The organism is Actinokineospora terrae, from assembly GCF_900111175.1.
Taxonomy (GTDB): domain Bacteria; phylum Actinomycetota; class Actinomycetes; order Mycobacteriales; family Pseudonocardiaceae; genus Actinokineospora; species Actinokineospora terrae.
Genome location: NZ_FOGI01000003.1, coordinates 449,011 through 463,886, shown reverse-complemented (window position 1 = coordinate 463,886; position 14,876 = coordinate 449,011). Strand labels below are relative to the sequence as shown.

The window sequence follows — 14,876 nt, the reverse complement described above, 5'->3', positions numbered from 1 at the left end:
GGCATGGCAGTGACTACCGCTGCTGGCAAAGGCAGTCGACCACCCGCACCTGCGCGGTCGCCATCCCAGCCGCACCCGCCTACCTGAGGTCCACTCCGGCTAGCGCTTTGCGCAGTCGCGCTTCTATCGCCGAGTCGGCGAACAGATGGTCGCCCTCACCGCCTCCGGTGCCTTGGTGACAGCCCCACAGTCCACACAGCACCGCGCCGCACGGGCCTGCCGATCATCGACGCGGCTAGCCGAACTGCCACTGACCGCCGACCAATCCAGCCGGGTGTGGCAGCGACCACCACTGCCGGCAAAGGCTGTGGCGCAGCGACGAAGGCTGCCGATCACCCGCACCGGCGCGGTCGCGATCCCAGCCGCACCCGCCTACCCGCGATCCGCTCCGGCTAGCGCTTCCTCGGCCGCAGAGCCCAGTCGCGCTTCTACCGCCGAATCGGCGAGCAGATGGTCACCCTCACCGCCCCCGCCACCGTGGTGACCACCCCCACAGTCCGCACAGCCCCCCACCGCACAGGCCTGACAATCATCGACGCGGGCTGAGGGCTTTTGCTGCCATCGCCGGTGGTGTCCACTGAGGAGGGTGGCGGGCCAGGGGCCTAGTGGTCGCGGCGGATGATCATGTCGGCTAGGGACATGAGTTCGCCTTCGGCTCGGGGGGTGGGGAGGGCGGCGGCCAGGTGGTCGGCGGCGTCGGCCAGGAGGTCGTCGGCTCGGGTTCGGGCCCAGTTGCGGCCGCCCGCGGTGTCGACGAGGTCGGCGGCTCGGACGAGTTCGGCGGCGGTCAGGGCGTCGTCGCGGTGGTAGAGGGAGCGCAGTTCCCTGGCGGCGGCGGTGTCGGTGGTGAGGGCGGCGACGACCGGGAGGGACTTCTTGCGGTTCTCCAGGTCCGAGTACACCGGCTTGCCCGTGGTGGCCGGGTTGCCCCAGATCCCGAGCAGGTCGTCGACGAGCTGGAACGCCAGGCCGAGCCGCTCGCCGAAGGAGCGCAGGTGGTCGACCTGGCTGGGGGAGGCGCCGCCCAGGAGCGCGCCGAGGGAGGTGGCGCCGCCGAGCAGGGCGCCGGTCTTGCCCTCGGCCATCCGCAGGCACTCCGCGAGGGTGACGTCGGCGCGGCGTTCGAAGGCGAGGTCGGTGGCCTGGCCCTCCTGCACGGCCAGCACCGCCGCGGACAGCACCCTGGCGGCGGGCTGGGCCCGCGGGTGGTCGCTGGCGGCCAGCACGTCGAACGCGAGCGTCAGCAGCGCGTCGCCAGCCAGGATCGCCGGGCCGAGGCCGAACACGCTCCACGCGGTGGGCCGGTGGCGCCGGGTGCGGTCGCCGTCCATGACGTCGTCGTGCAGCAGCGTGAAGTTGTGCACCAGTTCCACGGCGACCGCGGCCTGCAGCGCCTCGGCAGGCGAGCCCCCCACGGCCTCGGCGGCGGTCAGCACCAGCGCGGGCCGGATGGCCTTGCCCGCGTCCGCCTCGGTCGGCCCGCCCTGCTCGTCCCACCAGCCGAAGTGGTAGCCCGAGATGTGCCGCATGGCCTCGGGCAGGGTGTCGACTGCGGCGCGCAGCGCCGGGGTGACCAGGGCGCGGCTGTGCGCCAGGACGTCCCGGGCACCGCGGTGGGCGACGGTGCCGCCCTCGTCGGCGCGCCGGGCGCCGGGGACGTGGACGGTGGGGTTGGTGGACACGGGCCGGTCCCTCGATTCGGGGTTGGACGGGCGGACGGGGCCCGGCTAGAAGGGTGGGAGGGCGGGAAAGCAGGGGCAGCGGTGAGAACCGATGGCCCGCGGGGAACGCGGGCCACCGGCGGGGTGTCACAGTCCGATTTGGACGTTTTCCAGCACGCCGAGCGCGTCGGGCACCAGCACCGCGGCGCTGTAGTAGGTGCTGACCAGGTACGACATGATCGCCTTGTCGTTGATCCCGGTGAACCGCACCGACAGGCCCGGCTCGTACTCGTCCGGGATCCCGGTCTGGTGCAGGCCGATCACGCCCTGGTCGGATTCCCCGGTGCGCAGCACCAGGATCGACGTGGTGCCGGTGTCGGTGATCGGGATCTTGTCGCTGGGCAGCAGCGGCACCCCGCGCCAGGACCGCACCTGCTTGCCGCCGAGCTCCACCGTCGGCGGGTACAGCCCGCGCTTGGTGCACTCGCGCCCGAACGCGGCGATCGCCTTGGGGTGGGCCAGGAAGAAGTTCGACCGGCGCCGCCGGGCGAGCAGCTCGTCGAGGTCGTCCGGGGTGGGCGCGCCGTCGCGGGTGTGCAGCCGCTGGCGCAGGTCGGCGTTGTGCAGGAAGCCGAAGTCGCGGTTGTTGACCAGCTCGTGCTCCTGGCGCTCGCGCAGCGCGTGGATGGTCAGCCGCAGCTGCTGCTCGACCTGGTCCATCGGCTGGTTGTACAGGTCGGCGACCCTGGTGTGCACCTTGAGCAGGGTCTGCGCCACCGACAGCTCGTACTCGCGCGGGCTGCCCTCGTAGTCGACGAAGGTGCTCGGCAGCTCGTGCTCGCCCGAGTGCCCGGAGGCCATCGCGATCTCGGCCTCGCCGTGCTTGTTCGCCTTGGCGGGCGGGGTGGCCCGGAAGGCGTCCACGTGCTCGCGCAGCGCGGTCGAGCGCTCCTGCAGCGACAGAAACTCCGAGCGCGACAGCGACATCACGATGCACGCCGTGCTGGCCTTGGCGGTGAAGTCCCAGGTGGCGTCGACGTCGATGAGCCCGCGGTCGCCGAAGAACTCGCCGTCGGCCAGAACCGTCAGCACGGCCTCGTCGCCGAAGTGGCCCTCGGTGTAGGTGGTGACCTTGCCGTGGGCGATCAGGTGCACCGCGTCGGCCGCCCGGCCGCGTTCGACGATGACCTCACCGGCGCGGTACTCGCGCTGGGTGAACCGGTTGGCCAGCTCGGTCAGCGCGCCGTCGTCGCTGAGCCCGCGCAGCAGCGCCAGCTCGCGCAGCTCGGTGGGCACGATGTCCACGTCGGCGCCGGTGTTGGTGAAGGTGACGCGCCCGTCGCCCAGGGTGTAGCTGAGCCTGCGGTTGACCCGGTACACCGCGCCCTGGGCCTCGACCCACGGCAGCATCCGCAGCAGCCAGCGCGGGCTGATCTCCTGCATCTGCGGGACGGACTTGGTGGTGGTCGCGAGATTGCGCGCGGCCCTGGTGCTCAGGCTCTGCTGCTGTTGCTCGGAGGTGGAGTCGAGAAGACCGGTCACGCGGGGAACCCCCATCGGAAGGTGGTGAGTGTGCGGACTGCGCGGGTCCCGCGCCGGGCACGGGACCCGCGGCTGTGCCTAGAGACCGATCTGGACGTCGTCGAGCACGGCCAGCGCGTCCGGCACCAGCACGGCGGCCGAGTAGTACGCGGTGACCAGGTAGGACAGGATCGCCTTGTCGTTGATCCCCATGAACCGCACCGACAGCCCCGGCTCGTACTCGTCGGGCAGGCCGGTCTGGTGCAGGCCGACCACGCCCTGGTTGTCCTCGCCGGTGCGCATCGCGATGACCGAGGTGGTGCGGGACTCGCTGATCGGGATCTTGCTGCACGGCAGCACCGGGATGCCCCGCCAGGACGGCACCTGGTGGCCGCCGATGTCGACGTTGGCCGGGTAGATGCCGCGCTTGCTGCACTCGCGGCCGAACGCGGCGATCGCCTTGGGGTGCGCCAGGATGACCGACGGGTCCTTCCACACCTTGCTCAGCAGCTCGTCGAAGTCGTCCGGGGTGGGCGCGCCGGTGCGGGCGTGCACCCGCTGGCGCGGGTCGGCGTTGTGCAGCAGGCCGAACTCGCGGTTGTTGACCAGCTCGTGCTCCTGGCGCTCGCGCAGCGCCTCGATGGTCAGCCGCAGCTGCTGCTCGACCTGGTCCATCGGCTGGTTGTAGAGGTCGGCGACCCTGGTGTGCACCTTGAGGACCGTCTGCGCCACCGACAGCTCGTACTCGCGCGGCGAGACCTCGTAGTCCACAAAGGTTTCCGGCAGCTCGACCTCGCCGGAGTGGCCCGCGGCGAGGTTGATCGGGACCTCGCCGTCCTGCTCGTGCTCGCCGCTGGCGAGGAACGACTCGACGTGCGCGCGCAGCGAGGGCACCCGCTCCAGCAGGTCCTGGAAGTCGGCGCGGCGCAGGGAGAGCACCGTCACCGCGGTGGCGGCCTTGGCGGTGAAGTCCCAGATGCGCTCCTGCAGCAGGCCCCACTGGTCGAAGTACTCGCCGTCGGTGACGACGCCGACCACGGTCTCGTCGCCGTAGTGGCCCTCGGCGTACTGCTCGACCCGGCCGTGCGCGATGACCAGGAAGCGGTCCTCGGCGTGGCCCCACTCGACGAGGGTGTCACCTGCCGCGTAGTCCTCCTGGCGGAACAGCCCGGCGAGCGCGGTGAGCGCCTCCTCGTCGTCGAAGTCGCGCAGGAAGGACAGCTCGCGCAGGTCGCCTGCGACCACGCGGGGCTGGGCGTCGCCGCGGTCGACGGCGATCCTGCCGTCGCCGACCACGTAGTCGATGGCGATGCGGCCGTCCCCGACGACGTAGCTGCGCCGCTGGTTGACCCGGTAGGTGCCGCCCCCGACGTGGGTCCACGGCAGGACCCTGAGCAGCCAGCGGGAGGTGATCTCCTGCATCTGCGGGACGGACTTGGTGGTGGTCGCGAGGTTGCGCGCCGCCTCGGTCGTGAGGCTCTGCTGCGCAGCAGCCTCGCCGCCGACAGGGCGCAGGGTCTCGGTCACGGTGCTACCGCCAATCGCTTGTCCATGCTGGTGGTGAAAGGGTCGCGGGTGCTGAAAAAGGGTGAGGTCCGGATGGGACGTCGCTGGTGACAATGTCGTGGGCGCCGATTACCGGGATCCGGTCAGGACCGGCGGAACGCGTCTCACCTTCATGTTGTCGCTGGTAAGGGCCGCGGCCTCCGCCTCGGTCGGCGCGTCGCCATTGTCGACGCGCACGAAGCTAGCACCGCGAATTCGTGACACAACAGTCCCCGAATCGGCTGGTGATAACCCAAGAGAACAGACCGGATCTCGCGATCAGGCAGACCGCGAGTAGTCATGTGCTCGTCCCATCACTCGATCTTGCGCCCGATTGGGCCAGGCGTGACGGAGGGATACCTCTAATGGACGCAGCGTGAGCGCGACACACTGTCGGCATGAGTGCTGCGAGCGGTGCGGTGGTCGTCCTCGGCGGGCGGAGCGAGATCGGTCTGGAGCTGGCCGGGTTGCTGGCCCCGGGGCGGGTGGTGGTGCTGGCCGCGCGGCGGTCCGGTGACCTTGATCACGAGCGCGTGTCGCTACTGGACAGCGGCGCGACCGCGGTGCACGCGGTGGAGTTCGACGCCGACGATCTCACCGCGCAGGAGTCCGTGCTCGACGGGATCACCGCCGCGCACGGTCCGATCGGCACCGTCGTCGTGTCCTTCGGGATCCTCGGCGACCAGTCGACCGCCGAGGCCGACGCGGAGCACGCGGTCTCGATCGTCCACACCGACTATGTCGCCCACGTGGCTGTCTTGACACACCTGGCGAACCGGCTCCGCCGACAGGGCAGCGGCGAGATCGTCGTGTTCTCGTCGGTCGCCGGTGTGCGGGTGCGGCGGGCCAACTACGTCTACGGGTCGGCCAAGGCCGGGTTGGACGGTTTCGCCAGCGGGCTCGCCGACGCACTCGCGGGCTCCGGCGTGCGCCTGCTGCTCGTGCGCCCGGGGTTCGTGGTCGGGCGGATGACCGAGGGCATGTCCCCCGCGCCGTTCTCCAGCACGCCCGCCCAGGTCGCGAACGCCACCGCCCGCGCCTTGCGGCGCGGGCGGGGTGGGTCCGGGGAGGTGTGGGTCCCCGGCGTGCTGCGGCCGGTGTTCTTCGCGATGCGGCTGCTGCCCAGGGCGATCTGGCGTCGACTGCCCAGGTGAGCTACCGGTCCTACCTCTCCTCCGCCGTGGCGAGCAGCTGCCGGGGCAGGCCTGCGGGCAGGTCGGTGCGGCGGCTCACGTTGAGCTTGCGGTAGACGCGAGTCAGGTGCTGCTCGACCGTGCTCACCGTGATGTAGAGCTTCCCGCCGATCTCCCGGTTGGTGTGCCCGAGCGCGGCCAGCACCGCGACCCTGCGCTCGGCCTCGCTCAGCGCGTCCATGCCGGTCGGCTCCTGGTGTCGTCCGGTCTGCTCGGGCACCTCCGGCTCGCGGCCGGGCAGCAGCTCCCGGCTCAGCGGCTCGGCCTGGCAGCCCTTGGCCATCTGCAGCGCGCGCCTGGCCACCGTGCGCGCCTTCTCGCACTCACCGGCGGCGCTGTGCGCGTGGCTGAGGTCGAGCAGCGCGCGGGCCAGCTCGAACCGGTCGCCGCCGGTGTGCAGCAGTTCCACCGCCTCGGTGAGCAGCGGGACCCGGCGCTCGGCGGTGGTCGCCGCGGCCAGGATGCGCAGGGTCGCGCCGCGGGTGCGTGCGCCCTCGCAGCCGGGCCGGGTGAGCTGGTCGGTCATCAGCGCGCGGGCGTTCTCCCGGTTGCCCAGCGCCAACTGCGCCTGCGCGGCACCGGAACGCCACGGCACCAACGCGGGCAGGTCCACGTCCCAACCGGACATCAGCTCGCCGCACCGCTGGAAGTCCGCGAGTGCGGCATGTGGACGGTCGGTGGCCAGGTAGTGCGAACCGCGCGCGTACAGGTACTGCAAGCCGAACTGGGTCTGATACATGGAGTCCGGCACCGGAACGCGCAGCAGCGCCGCCGCTTCCTCGTGCCTGCCCATCGCGGTGGCCGCGGCGACCCTGGTCGACAGCGGCACGCCGATCGCGACACCCCAGCCCTGCGGCGAGAGCTTGTCGAACGCGGCGGTCGCCAACTCGGCCGCGGCGGGCAGATCCCCTTGGCGCAGCGCGACTTCCGCGCGCATCGCACCGATCACGGCCTGCCAGGTGAGCGCCCCGCGCGCGGTGGCGTCCGAGAGCAGCGAGTCGCACCAGTGCGCGGCGCGGTCGTTGCGGTCGGCGTGCACCAGCGCCGCCAGCGCGGACAGCTGCGAGCCCAGCGTCTGCTCGCCGAGCCGACAGCTCTGCAGGATGTGCTCGGCGGCGACCACGATCTCCTCGCGCGGGCCGCCGAAGCGCACCCGGTCGAGCATCGCCGACGCGCGGGTCCACGGGTTGGCCAGCAGTGGTTGCGGCTGCCCTGCCTCCGGCGCGGGCACCCCGGCCACCACCGGCGGGTACAGGAACGCCAGCCAGTGGAAGACCAGGCTCAACTGGCCCGCCATCGGCGCTGCGCGGTCGGCGGCGGCCGCCGCCAGCCCGGACAGGGTGCCGGAGAGCTCCTCGGTGTGGCCGTACCAGAGCAGGAACTTGGCCAGGTGGACCGCGTTGCGGTCCGACAGCCTGCCCTGCGCCCGCGCCGCGCGCAGCGTCGGCAGGTGCCGCGCCGCGGCGGAGGGGTTGCGGCGCCACTCGACCCGCAGCAGCTGCGTGGTGATGTCGGCGCGCTCGTCGACGTCCGCGCTGGTGCGCGCGGCCAGTTCCAGCCTGCGCACCGCCAGGTCCATCCGGTCGGCGACCAGGTCCTCCTGCGCGGCGTGCCGCAGCACCTCGACCGCCCACGTCTGCTCGCCCGGTTCCTCGGCGCCATCGGCGGCGGTCAGGTGGCGGGCGACCTCGTCGGCCGGGGCACCGTCGCGGTAGAGCAGCCGGGCGGCCCGCGCGTGCAGGGTCCGCCGGTCGGCGGGGGCGATGCTGTCGAGCACCGCGGCCTTGGCCACCGGGTGCCGGAACCGGCCGCCGTCGAGCAGGCCTGCCAGCTCCAGCACGTCGAGCACCTGGGCGGCGGCGTCGGAGGTGATGTCGAGCAGGCTGCCCAGCAGCACCGGCGACCCGGCGTCGCCCAGCAGCGCCAGGCCGTGGGCCACCTGCAGCATCGCCGGTTCCCAGCGGTGCAGGCAGGCCAGCACCGCGGTGCCGAACTCCTGGCCGACCACGACGGCCCCGTCGCCGGGGCGCAGCCCGGACCGCACCGCGGCCCGGTGGTCGTTGACCAGCGCGGTGACCAGCAGCGGGTTGCCGCCGCTGACCGCGTGGTGCACCGGGGCGAGCGCCACCGCGGTGGCCGGGTCGAGCCTGCCCGCGAGCAGCTCGGCCACCCCGGCCAGGCTCAGCGGCGCCAGCCGCAGGTGGGTCGTGTTGGGCTGGCGGGTGACCTCGGCCCGGAACACCGCCTGGGTCGGCCGCGGCAGCGCCCACTCGGTGAGCAGCACCAGCACCCGGGCGAAGCGCATCCTGCGGCGCAGGTACAGCAGTGCCTGCAGCGACTCGCCGTCGGCGAACTGGACGTCGTCGACCGCGATCACCACGGTCCGCTCGGCCGCCAGCTCCAGCAGGGCCGCGCAGACCTCGTCGAGCACCCGCGCGCCGGTCCGACCGATGGCTGTTGGGTCTGTGGCCACCGGGTCTGCGGCAGTCGGGTCGGTGCGCGCCTGCGGGACCGCGCCGGTGTCCGGTTGGGACTCGCCCCCGACCTCGCCGATCAGCTCGGCGATGCCCGCCGCCGCTGCCCCGGCCAACGCCGGACCGGCGAACAGCTGCCGCAGCACCCCGAACGGCAGGGTGCGCTCGGCGCGCGACCCCGTCGCCGTGAGCAGGGCAGCGCCATCGGCGGCCACCCGGTCGGCGAAGGCGTGCAGCAACTCGGTCTTGCCGCTGGCGACACCACCGCTGATCAACGCGACCTGTCCCCGACCCCGACCGCTCTCGGCGTACAACCGCCCGAGCGCGGCAAGTTCCTCTCCTCGTTCGACCAGCGCCATGCGCCCGCCCCTTCCCCTCCGGCCCCTCGGCTCCGCATCCGGCCCCACCCCGCCCGAAGTCACGCTCGGTGATCGGTGTTTTCCCCGTTGCCCCACGCTCTGCGGTGAATCTAACGGCAATCACCGCGGTTGTGGAAGGTTTGCCAATTGGCTGGATGAACACTGCGTGATGTTGATGCGTTCTCGCTTTTCGAATGGACCAAGTGGAGCATTCGGTTGCGGCGCCAGCCGTACCGCGGTCCGATTGGTTTGGTTCGCATTCAACGACTTGACTCGCCGGTAGGCCTGTGACCGGCCGTCACAGCAAATACAGCGAGTCAAACACGAACAGTTGGTGAATCGCCCACTGTAAACATCAAGAGCGCCTTAAGTTGCTGCAGGTTAGGGGTGCGTCCGGGGTTGTGGGTGGTGGACCCAGGGGTCCGGACGGGGTGGCGGCGAGGCGGTGGGGCGTCCGATGACCCTATCCCGGCGGCTACGGCCAGTGACAGGGCTCCGCCACCAATGGCCTAGTCCGATGCGCGGGTGCCCGGTTGGCCGCTATTGGCGTTCACCGTGCGGTACGGCGAATCCAGAGCAATCCGAGAACGGGCAGGACGAGCGGCACGAAACCGTATCCCATACCGAATACCGACCAGACGGTCGCGTCCGGAAATGCACTGGGCAGGACCAGGCTGAACGTTCCGATTAGCAGCACGCCGACCAGTTCCACCGCGCAGGAGATCACCGCGACCCGGCGGGACGTCCTGGTCCCCCGCGCCAGGCACAGCGTCGCCACGACGTAGACGACGGCCGCGAACGCCGAGAGCAGGTAGGCCAGCGGCGCGCGGTGGAAGTGGGTGCTGATCTGGCTGGCCGACCGCGCGCACGCGGCCAGCGCGAAGATGGCGTAGACCGCGATCAGCAGCCTGCCCGGCCCGGAGCGGGTGGGGTTCGGCGCCTCAGCCATGCGCCCACACCTGGCCCATCCGCACGATCATCACCGGGATCACCAGCGCGCCGACGACCAGCACCGCGGTGCCCCAGCGGGTGCGCTCGGCCAGCGACCAGTACAACGCGACAGGCAGGATCAACAGCGAGCCGAGGAGGTAGCCGCCGTAGGACAGGCCTGGCACGTCGTGGTCGGCGCCTGCGAGCTTGATGAACCCGAGCACGGCCTGTGCGAGCAGTCCGAGCTCGATCAGGGCCAACAGCGCGAGGTAGGCCTTACCGTCCACGCGCTCGATCGGCAGCGGCCGGTTCAGCAGCACGAGCACCAACGCCCACACCGCCGCCCCGACCGAGACCCAGGTCAGGGCGGGGGACAACACGTCGATCATCGCTGCGGCTCCCAGGCTCCGTCGTGACCTGGTGAGCCTCGCACGGCCCGCGCCGCAGGTACCGCGCGGGGCCGTCAGCGCACCACGGGTACTGCGCTGTCCGGGATGCGCGGGTTGACCGGTCTGCCGGCTAGTCCACTGTGGAGAGCGAGCCGACGTGCGCGCGGATCCGGTCGAGCACCGCGGGGACGTGGCTGTTGAGGTAGAAGTGCCCGCCGGGGTAGACCTCGCGCTCGTAGCCACCGTCGGTGTGGTCGGCCCACTTGTCCACCTCGGCCAGCGTGGCCTTGGGGTCGTCGTCCCCGGTCAGCGCCAGCACCCTGGCCTTGAGGCGGGGGCCGTCGACGCGCCGGTAGGTCTCGGCCGCCTTGTAGTCCGCGCGGATCGAGGGCAGCACCATGCGCAGGATCTCGTCGTCGTCGAGCAGCTGGGACTCGGTGCCGTCGAGCCGCTTGATCTCGCGGATCAGGCCGTCGTCGTCGAGCTCGTGGTTGCGCTCGTCGCGCAGCGCCGACGGGGCGCGGCGGCCGGACACGACCAGGCCGTGCACGACGGTCCCGCGCTCCTGGAGCCGCAGCGCCAGCTCGAAGCCCACCGAGGCGCCCATGCTGTGCCCGAAGACGGTCAGCGGCTTGTCGAGGTACGGGGGGAGCACATCGGCGATCTGGTCGGCCAGCTCGGCGATGGTCTCGACGCACGGTTCGAGGCGCCGGTCCTGCCGCCCCGGGTACTGCACGGCCACGACCTCGATCCGGGGGCTCAGCGCGCGCGACACCGGGAAGAAGTAGCTGGCAGAGCCACCGGCGTGCGGTAGGCACAACAGCCGCGTGGCCGCTTGCGGTGCCGGGTGGAACCGGCGCAGCCACAGATCCGTGCTCATCCCTCTAGTCCTCTCTCCCCTGCGAGTCCCTACAGGGCGATGGTGCCACGGTGCCCGCTCTCGGCGGTGCCGACCGCAATGCCCGCGCCGGCGCGGAATCGCTGGGGAATGCTCGACGGCTGTTTCTCCTACCGCCGAAATCCGACGATCCCAGGGCGGGTCGCCGCCGGACAACCCCCTATCCGGCCGGTGGAACCCGCTCACCACCCCGGTACCGGCGTCAATCGCTCCTGACCTGCGGGTAGGTCGAGCAGGGGCGCCGGGTGTCCACCCCTGTCCACCCCTATTCGACCCCGGTCCGGGAAAAGGCCTGCTACCCCGTGGCGTTAACGGGAAAATGTCTTCCCGGCAATGGTCGTCACTTCTCCGATACCGGCCAAGCGGAGTAGATTGCCGGGTCGGACGCCGCTCGCCGGGTGTGGAGGGAAGGCCGGATGGCACTGGTCGAACGCGGCAGCGCGGTCGAGGCGTTGGTCGGCCACCTGGCCGAGTGCGCGTTGGGCGGTGCCAGGGTGGTCGCGGTGGCGGGCGGGCCCGCCAGCGGCAAGTCGAGCCTGCTCGACCTGTTCGCCGACCGGGTCGCCGACTCCGGGGCGCTGCTGCTGTCGGCGTCCGGGTCGCGCGGGGAGCGGGACATCCCGCTGGGCGCGGTCCGCCAGCTGGAGTCCGGGCTGCCCGCGGCGGAGGGCGAGTTCGTCGACCGGGTCCTCGGCGTGGCGCGGGAGCGGTCCGTCGTGCTCGCGGTGGACGACGTCCAGCACGTGGACGCGGCGTCGCTGGGGCTGTTGGCGCAGCTGCGCGCCAGGGCGGTCGGACTGCCGGTGCTGCTGGTGGTCACCGACTGGGAGCTGCTGTCCGGACCGCTGACCACGCACGCCGACCACCGGCTGCGGCTGGGGCTGCTGACCGAGTCCGGGGTCGCCGAACTGCTGCGCGCCGAACTCGGCGACGACACCGCCGCCGTCGCCTACCACCGCGTCACCGGCGGGAACCCGCTGCTGCTGCACGCGCTGATCGCCGACAACCGGTCCGACCCGACCGCCGCCGAGCCGGGGTTCGCCTTCCGCCAGGCCGTCGTCGCCTGCCTGCACCGCTGGGAGCCGCGGCTGCTGGCCGTCGCCAGGGCGCTGGCGGTGCTGGAGACCTGGTCGTCGCCAGGCGCGCTGGCCGAGCTGACCGACCAGACCGAGGCGGTGGCCGCGCGGCTGACCGGCGTGCTCACCTCGGCCGGGGTGCTGGTGGGCTGGCGGCTGCGGCACGAGGCGATCCGCACCGCCGTGCTCGGTGGCCTCACGCCCGCCGAGTCGGCCCGATTACACCTGCGCGCGGCGCGGGTCCTGCACCGGCGTCGCGCGCGACCGATGGACGTGGCCCGGCTGGTGGTCGCCTCCGGCGAGGTGGCCGAGCAGGTGCTGGACGAGTGGGTGGTCGAGGTGCTGCGGGCGGCCGCGCTCGACGCCATCGCCACCGACCGCGGCGAGTTCGCGGTCCGCTGCCTCGAACTCGCCCTGCCGATGACCTCGGGCCGGGTCCGGGAGCAGACCGCGGCCGACCTGGCAGGCGCCCTCTGGCGGCACAACCCGGCCGACGCGCACTTCCTGTCCGAAGTGGACCCCGTGACCGCGCTGCGCTTCACGCTGTGGCACAGCGAACCGGACAGCTCCACAGAGGACGTCGGGCTGGCTTTGGCCAACCAGTGGATCCGCGGCTCCCGGCTGTCGTTGTCGGTGTTCACCCCCTGGGAGCGGGCCGCGGCCGCGTTGCTCCCCGGGCTCACCGGCGGGGCGCTGACCGATGTGGTGGCCAACGCCGAGCAGGTGCTGCACGCGTGCCCGCTGGGGGACCGGACGGTCGAGGTGCTGGCAGGCGCGGTGACCGCGCTGGTGCTGGCCGACCGGGTCGACCTGGCCGAGCGGTGGTGCCTCAAGCTGATCGGCGAGGCCGAGCAGCGCAGGGCGACGACGTGGCTGGCGCTGCTGGGGGCGGTGAGCGCGGAGGTCGAACTGCGCCAGGGCGCGGTGCGGTCGGCGTGCGAGACCGCCCAGCGCAGCCTGGACCTGCTGCCCGCGCGGTCGTGGGGCGTGCTGATCGGGCTGCCGCTGGCGACGATGATCGCCGCCGACACGGCGATGGGGATCACCGACAGCCCGGCGCTGCGCGAGGTGGTGCCGGACGACATGGGCGACACCCTGATCGGCGCCAGGTACCTGCGCGCCCGCGGTCACCACTACCTCGCCTCGGACCGGGTCCTCGCCGCCATCGCCGACTTCCAGGCCTGCGGCCGCATCGTCACCGCCGCCGGTGCCGACCTGCCCGGTCTCGTGCCCTGGCGCACCGACCTCGCCGAGGCCCACCTGCGCTTCGGCCGCCGCCGCGCCGCGACCCACCTGGCCCGCGCCCAGGCCGACCTGCCCGCCGCGGCCGCCCACCACACCCGCGCCCGCACGGTCCGCGTCTTCGCCCTCGCGGGCCACCAACCCGTTCGCCTGCTCCAGGAAGCCGCCGATTCCTTCCGCGCCACCGGCGACCGCTACTCCGCCGCTGTCACCACCGCCGAACTCTCCGCCGCCATCGCCGCCCGCGGCGACACCACCCGAGCCCGCCGGGTCGCCAAGAACGCCGCCGACGAAGCCTCGGCCTGCGGGGTCGGCGCCCTGCTCACCCGCCTGCCCGCCCGCCGCGACACCCACGACCACACCACCCTCAGCGACGCCGAACACCGCGTCGCCACCCTCGCGGCACTGGGGCACACGAACCGGGAGATCGCGCACAAGCTGTTCATCACCATCAGCACGGTGGAACAGCACCTGACGAAGATCTACCGCAAACTGGGCGTCCGCAAGCGCGCCGACCTGCACGCAGGCCTGTCCGTCCACAGGGGAGCATCAGGTCTTCTCGGCGGGGCAAGGTAATCCGGCCCTTGGTCGGGCGGGCTAGCCGGTGCAGAGGGCGGTGATGCGCTCGGAGACGGTGTTGGCCACTGTGGACACGAAGGATGTCAGGTATCCGTGTCCGCCCGCGAAGAGTTGGAGTTCGAACCAGCCGGTGGTGACCTCGCGCCAGGCGGGGGCGTGCGGGGCTATTGGGCTCAGTGGTGGCGCCGATGCGGGGTTCGTGCCGGGTAGCGTCCGGTGTCGGCGGTGGGGTGCGTTGCGGTCCGGCCGGTCGTCCTGCCGGTTGGCTGGAATGGCGTTCTCTGTAGGGCAGGGTCGCTGTGCCGGCTAGCCGGTGCAGAGGGCGGTGATGCGTTCGGAGACGGTGTTGGCCACTGTGGACACGAAGGATGTCAGGTATCCGTGTCCGCCCGCGAAGAGTTGGAGTTCGAACGCGCGGGGTCGGTGTCGCCGATCATGGTGAGGATGTGGCAGGAGACCTGGTTGCCGGGGTGCCAGCGGTAGGTCTCGCTGGCGCGCAGGTCGTCGCGCAGGGTGCTCAGCGGGGTGGGCGCGGGGAACCGGGTCGGCTGGGTGAACTCGCCGGTGTCCAGGTAGGCGGGCGTTCCCAGGCGCGACGGGCTGGGGGCGCCCGAGGCGAACAGCGCGATGGGGCGGTGGCCCGCGCGTTCGACGCGGACCGCGGTCTCGAAGGCGACGGCGGAGCCGAGGCCGTGGCCGAACAGCGCGATCGGCAGGTCGGTCCGGCGGGTGAGCTCGGCGCTGACCAGGTCGGCGAGTTCGGTGACCGAGGCGACCGGCTGCTCGTGCCTGCGGTCGCGGCGCCCGGGGTACTGCACGCCGAGCACCTCGACCGGCCGCGCGATGGACTGGGCCAGCTGTAGGAAGAACGTCGCCGAGGCCCCCTCGGGCGGGAAGCAGACCAGGCGGCAGCCCGGCCGCGACGCCGCGCGCAGCCGGTGCACCCACGAGTCACCCACGCCGTGCGCGCCCATGGCCTCCGGGTCCTCTCCGCGCGCGGGCGTTGGGG

Annotated in this window: 10 protein-coding genes; 2 read left to right on the top strand and 8 right to left on the bottom strand. The window is 72.4% G+C overall.

Annotation, left to right across the window (positions count from 1 at the left end):
- Positions 1-602: 602 nt before the first annotated feature.
- The 3 genes from BMY07_RS07710 to BMY07_RS07700 all read right to left on the bottom strand — a co-directional run bounded on the left by BMY07_RS07710 (position 603) and on the right by BMY07_RS07700 (position 4,709).
- Positions 603-1,595 (bottom strand): family 2 encapsulin nanocompartment cargo protein polyprenyl transferase, encoded by a 993-nt coding sequence (locus tag BMY07_RS07710; protein WP_425426248.1) that lies wholly within the window; start codon positions 1,593-1,595, stop codon positions 603-605.
- A 213-nt stretch (positions 1,596-1,808) separates the two neighbouring features.
- A complete protein-coding gene (locus BMY07_RS07705) occupies positions 1,809-3,218 on the bottom strand; it encodes a family 2B encapsulin nanocompartment shell protein (protein ID WP_092775728.1) in 1,410 nt (469 codons plus the stop codon).
- Positions 3,219-3,281: 63 nt separating this feature from the next.
- Positions 3,282-4,709, bottom strand: a complete 1,428-nt coding sequence (locus tag BMY07_RS07700; RefSeq protein WP_092775727.1) for a family 2B encapsulin nanocompartment shell protein — start codon at positions 4,707-4,709, stop codon at positions 3,282-3,284.
- A 416-nt stretch (positions 4,710-5,125) separates the two neighbouring features.
- On the opposite strand from BMY07_RS07700, the gene dprE2 reads away from it, so the two are divergent.
- Entirely contained in the window at positions 5,126-5,881 is a 756-nt protein-coding gene (gene dprE2 / locus BMY07_RS07695) for a decaprenylphospho-beta-D-erythro-pentofuranosid-2-ulose 2-reductase (RefSeq protein ID WP_092775726.1), read from the top strand.
- Between the two features lie 10 nt (positions 5,882-5,891).
- On the opposite strand, the gene BMY07_RS07690 is transcribed toward dprE2, so the two are convergent.
- The 4 genes from BMY07_RS07690 to BMY07_RS07675 all read right to left on the bottom strand — a co-directional run bounded on the left by BMY07_RS07690 (position 5,892) and on the right by BMY07_RS07675 (position 10,952).
- Entirely contained in the window at positions 5,892-8,753 is a 2,862-nt protein-coding gene (locus tag BMY07_RS07690; protein ID WP_092775725.1) for a helix-turn-helix transcriptional regulator, read from the bottom strand.
- A gap of 550 nt (positions 8,754-9,303) precedes the next feature.
- Positions 9,304-9,702 carry a hypothetical protein gene (locus BMY07_RS07685; protein WP_092775724.1) on the bottom strand — a complete coding sequence of 133 codons (399 nt, stop codon included), beginning with the start codon at positions 9,700-9,702 and terminating at the stop codon, positions 9,304-9,306.
- On the bottom strand, positions 9,695-10,072 hold the full coding sequence (locus BMY07_RS07680; RefSeq protein ID WP_092775723.1) for a hypothetical protein: 378 nt from the start codon (positions 10,070-10,072) through the stop codon (positions 9,695-9,697). Before BMY07_RS07680 ends, BMY07_RS07685 begins: the two co-directional genes overlap by 8 nt.
- 130 nt (positions 10,073-10,202) lie before the next feature.
- On the bottom strand, positions 10,203-10,952 hold the full coding sequence (locus BMY07_RS07675) for a thioesterase II family protein (RefSeq protein ID WP_092775722.1): 750 nt from the start codon (positions 10,950-10,952) through the stop codon (positions 10,203-10,205).
- 434 nt (positions 10,953-11,386) lie between these two features.
- Here BMY07_RS07675 and BMY07_RS07670 point away from each other — a divergent pair, with 434 nt between their 5' ends.
- Positions 11,387-13,864: a helix-turn-helix transcriptional regulator gene (locus BMY07_RS07670; protein ID WP_092775721.1), complete on the top strand. Its 2,478-nt coding sequence runs from the start codon at positions 11,387-11,389 to the stop codon at positions 13,862-13,864.
- 374 nt (positions 13,865-14,238) lie between these two features.
- Here the strand turns inward: BMY07_RS07670 and BMY07_RS07665 are convergent, their stop codons facing one another.
- Positions 14,239-14,841: a thioesterase II family protein gene (locus tag BMY07_RS07665; RefSeq protein WP_092775720.1), complete on the bottom strand. Its 603-nt coding sequence runs from the start codon at positions 14,839-14,841 to the stop codon at positions 14,239-14,241.
- Between the last annotated feature and the right edge of the window lie 35 nt (positions 14,842-14,876).

Coding starts and splice junctions, on each gene's coding strand:
- BMY07_RS07685 (WP_092775724.1), bottom strand. CDS start 9,702: ATGGCTGAGGCGCCGAACCCCACCCGCTCCGGGCCGGGCAGGCTGCTG.
- BMY07_RS07705 (WP_092775728.1), bottom strand. CDS start 3,218: ATGGGGGTTCCCCGCGTGACCGGTCTTCTCGACTCCACCTCCGAGCAA.
- BMY07_RS07665 (WP_092775720.1), bottom strand. CDS start 14,841: ATGGGCGCGCACGGCGTGGGTGACTCGTGGGTGCACCGGCTGCGCGCG.
- BMY07_RS07675 (WP_092775722.1), bottom strand. CDS start 10,952: ATGAGCACGGATCTGTGGCTGCGCCGGTTCCACCCGGCACCGCAAGCG.
- BMY07_RS07680 (WP_092775723.1), bottom strand. CDS start 10,072: ATGATCGACGTGTTGTCCCCCGCCCTGACCTGGGTCTCGGTCGGGGCG.
- dprE2 (WP_092775726.1), top strand. CDS start 5,126: ATGAGTGCTGCGAGCGGTGCGGTGGTCGTCCTCGGCGGGCGGAGCGAG.
- BMY07_RS07690 (WP_092775725.1), bottom strand. CDS start 8,753: ATGGCGCTGGTCGAACGAGGAGAGGAACTTGCCGCGCTCGGGCGGTTG.
- BMY07_RS07670 (WP_092775721.1), top strand. CDS start 11,387: ATGGCACTGGTCGAACGCGGCAGCGCGGTCGAGGCGTTGGTCGGCCAC.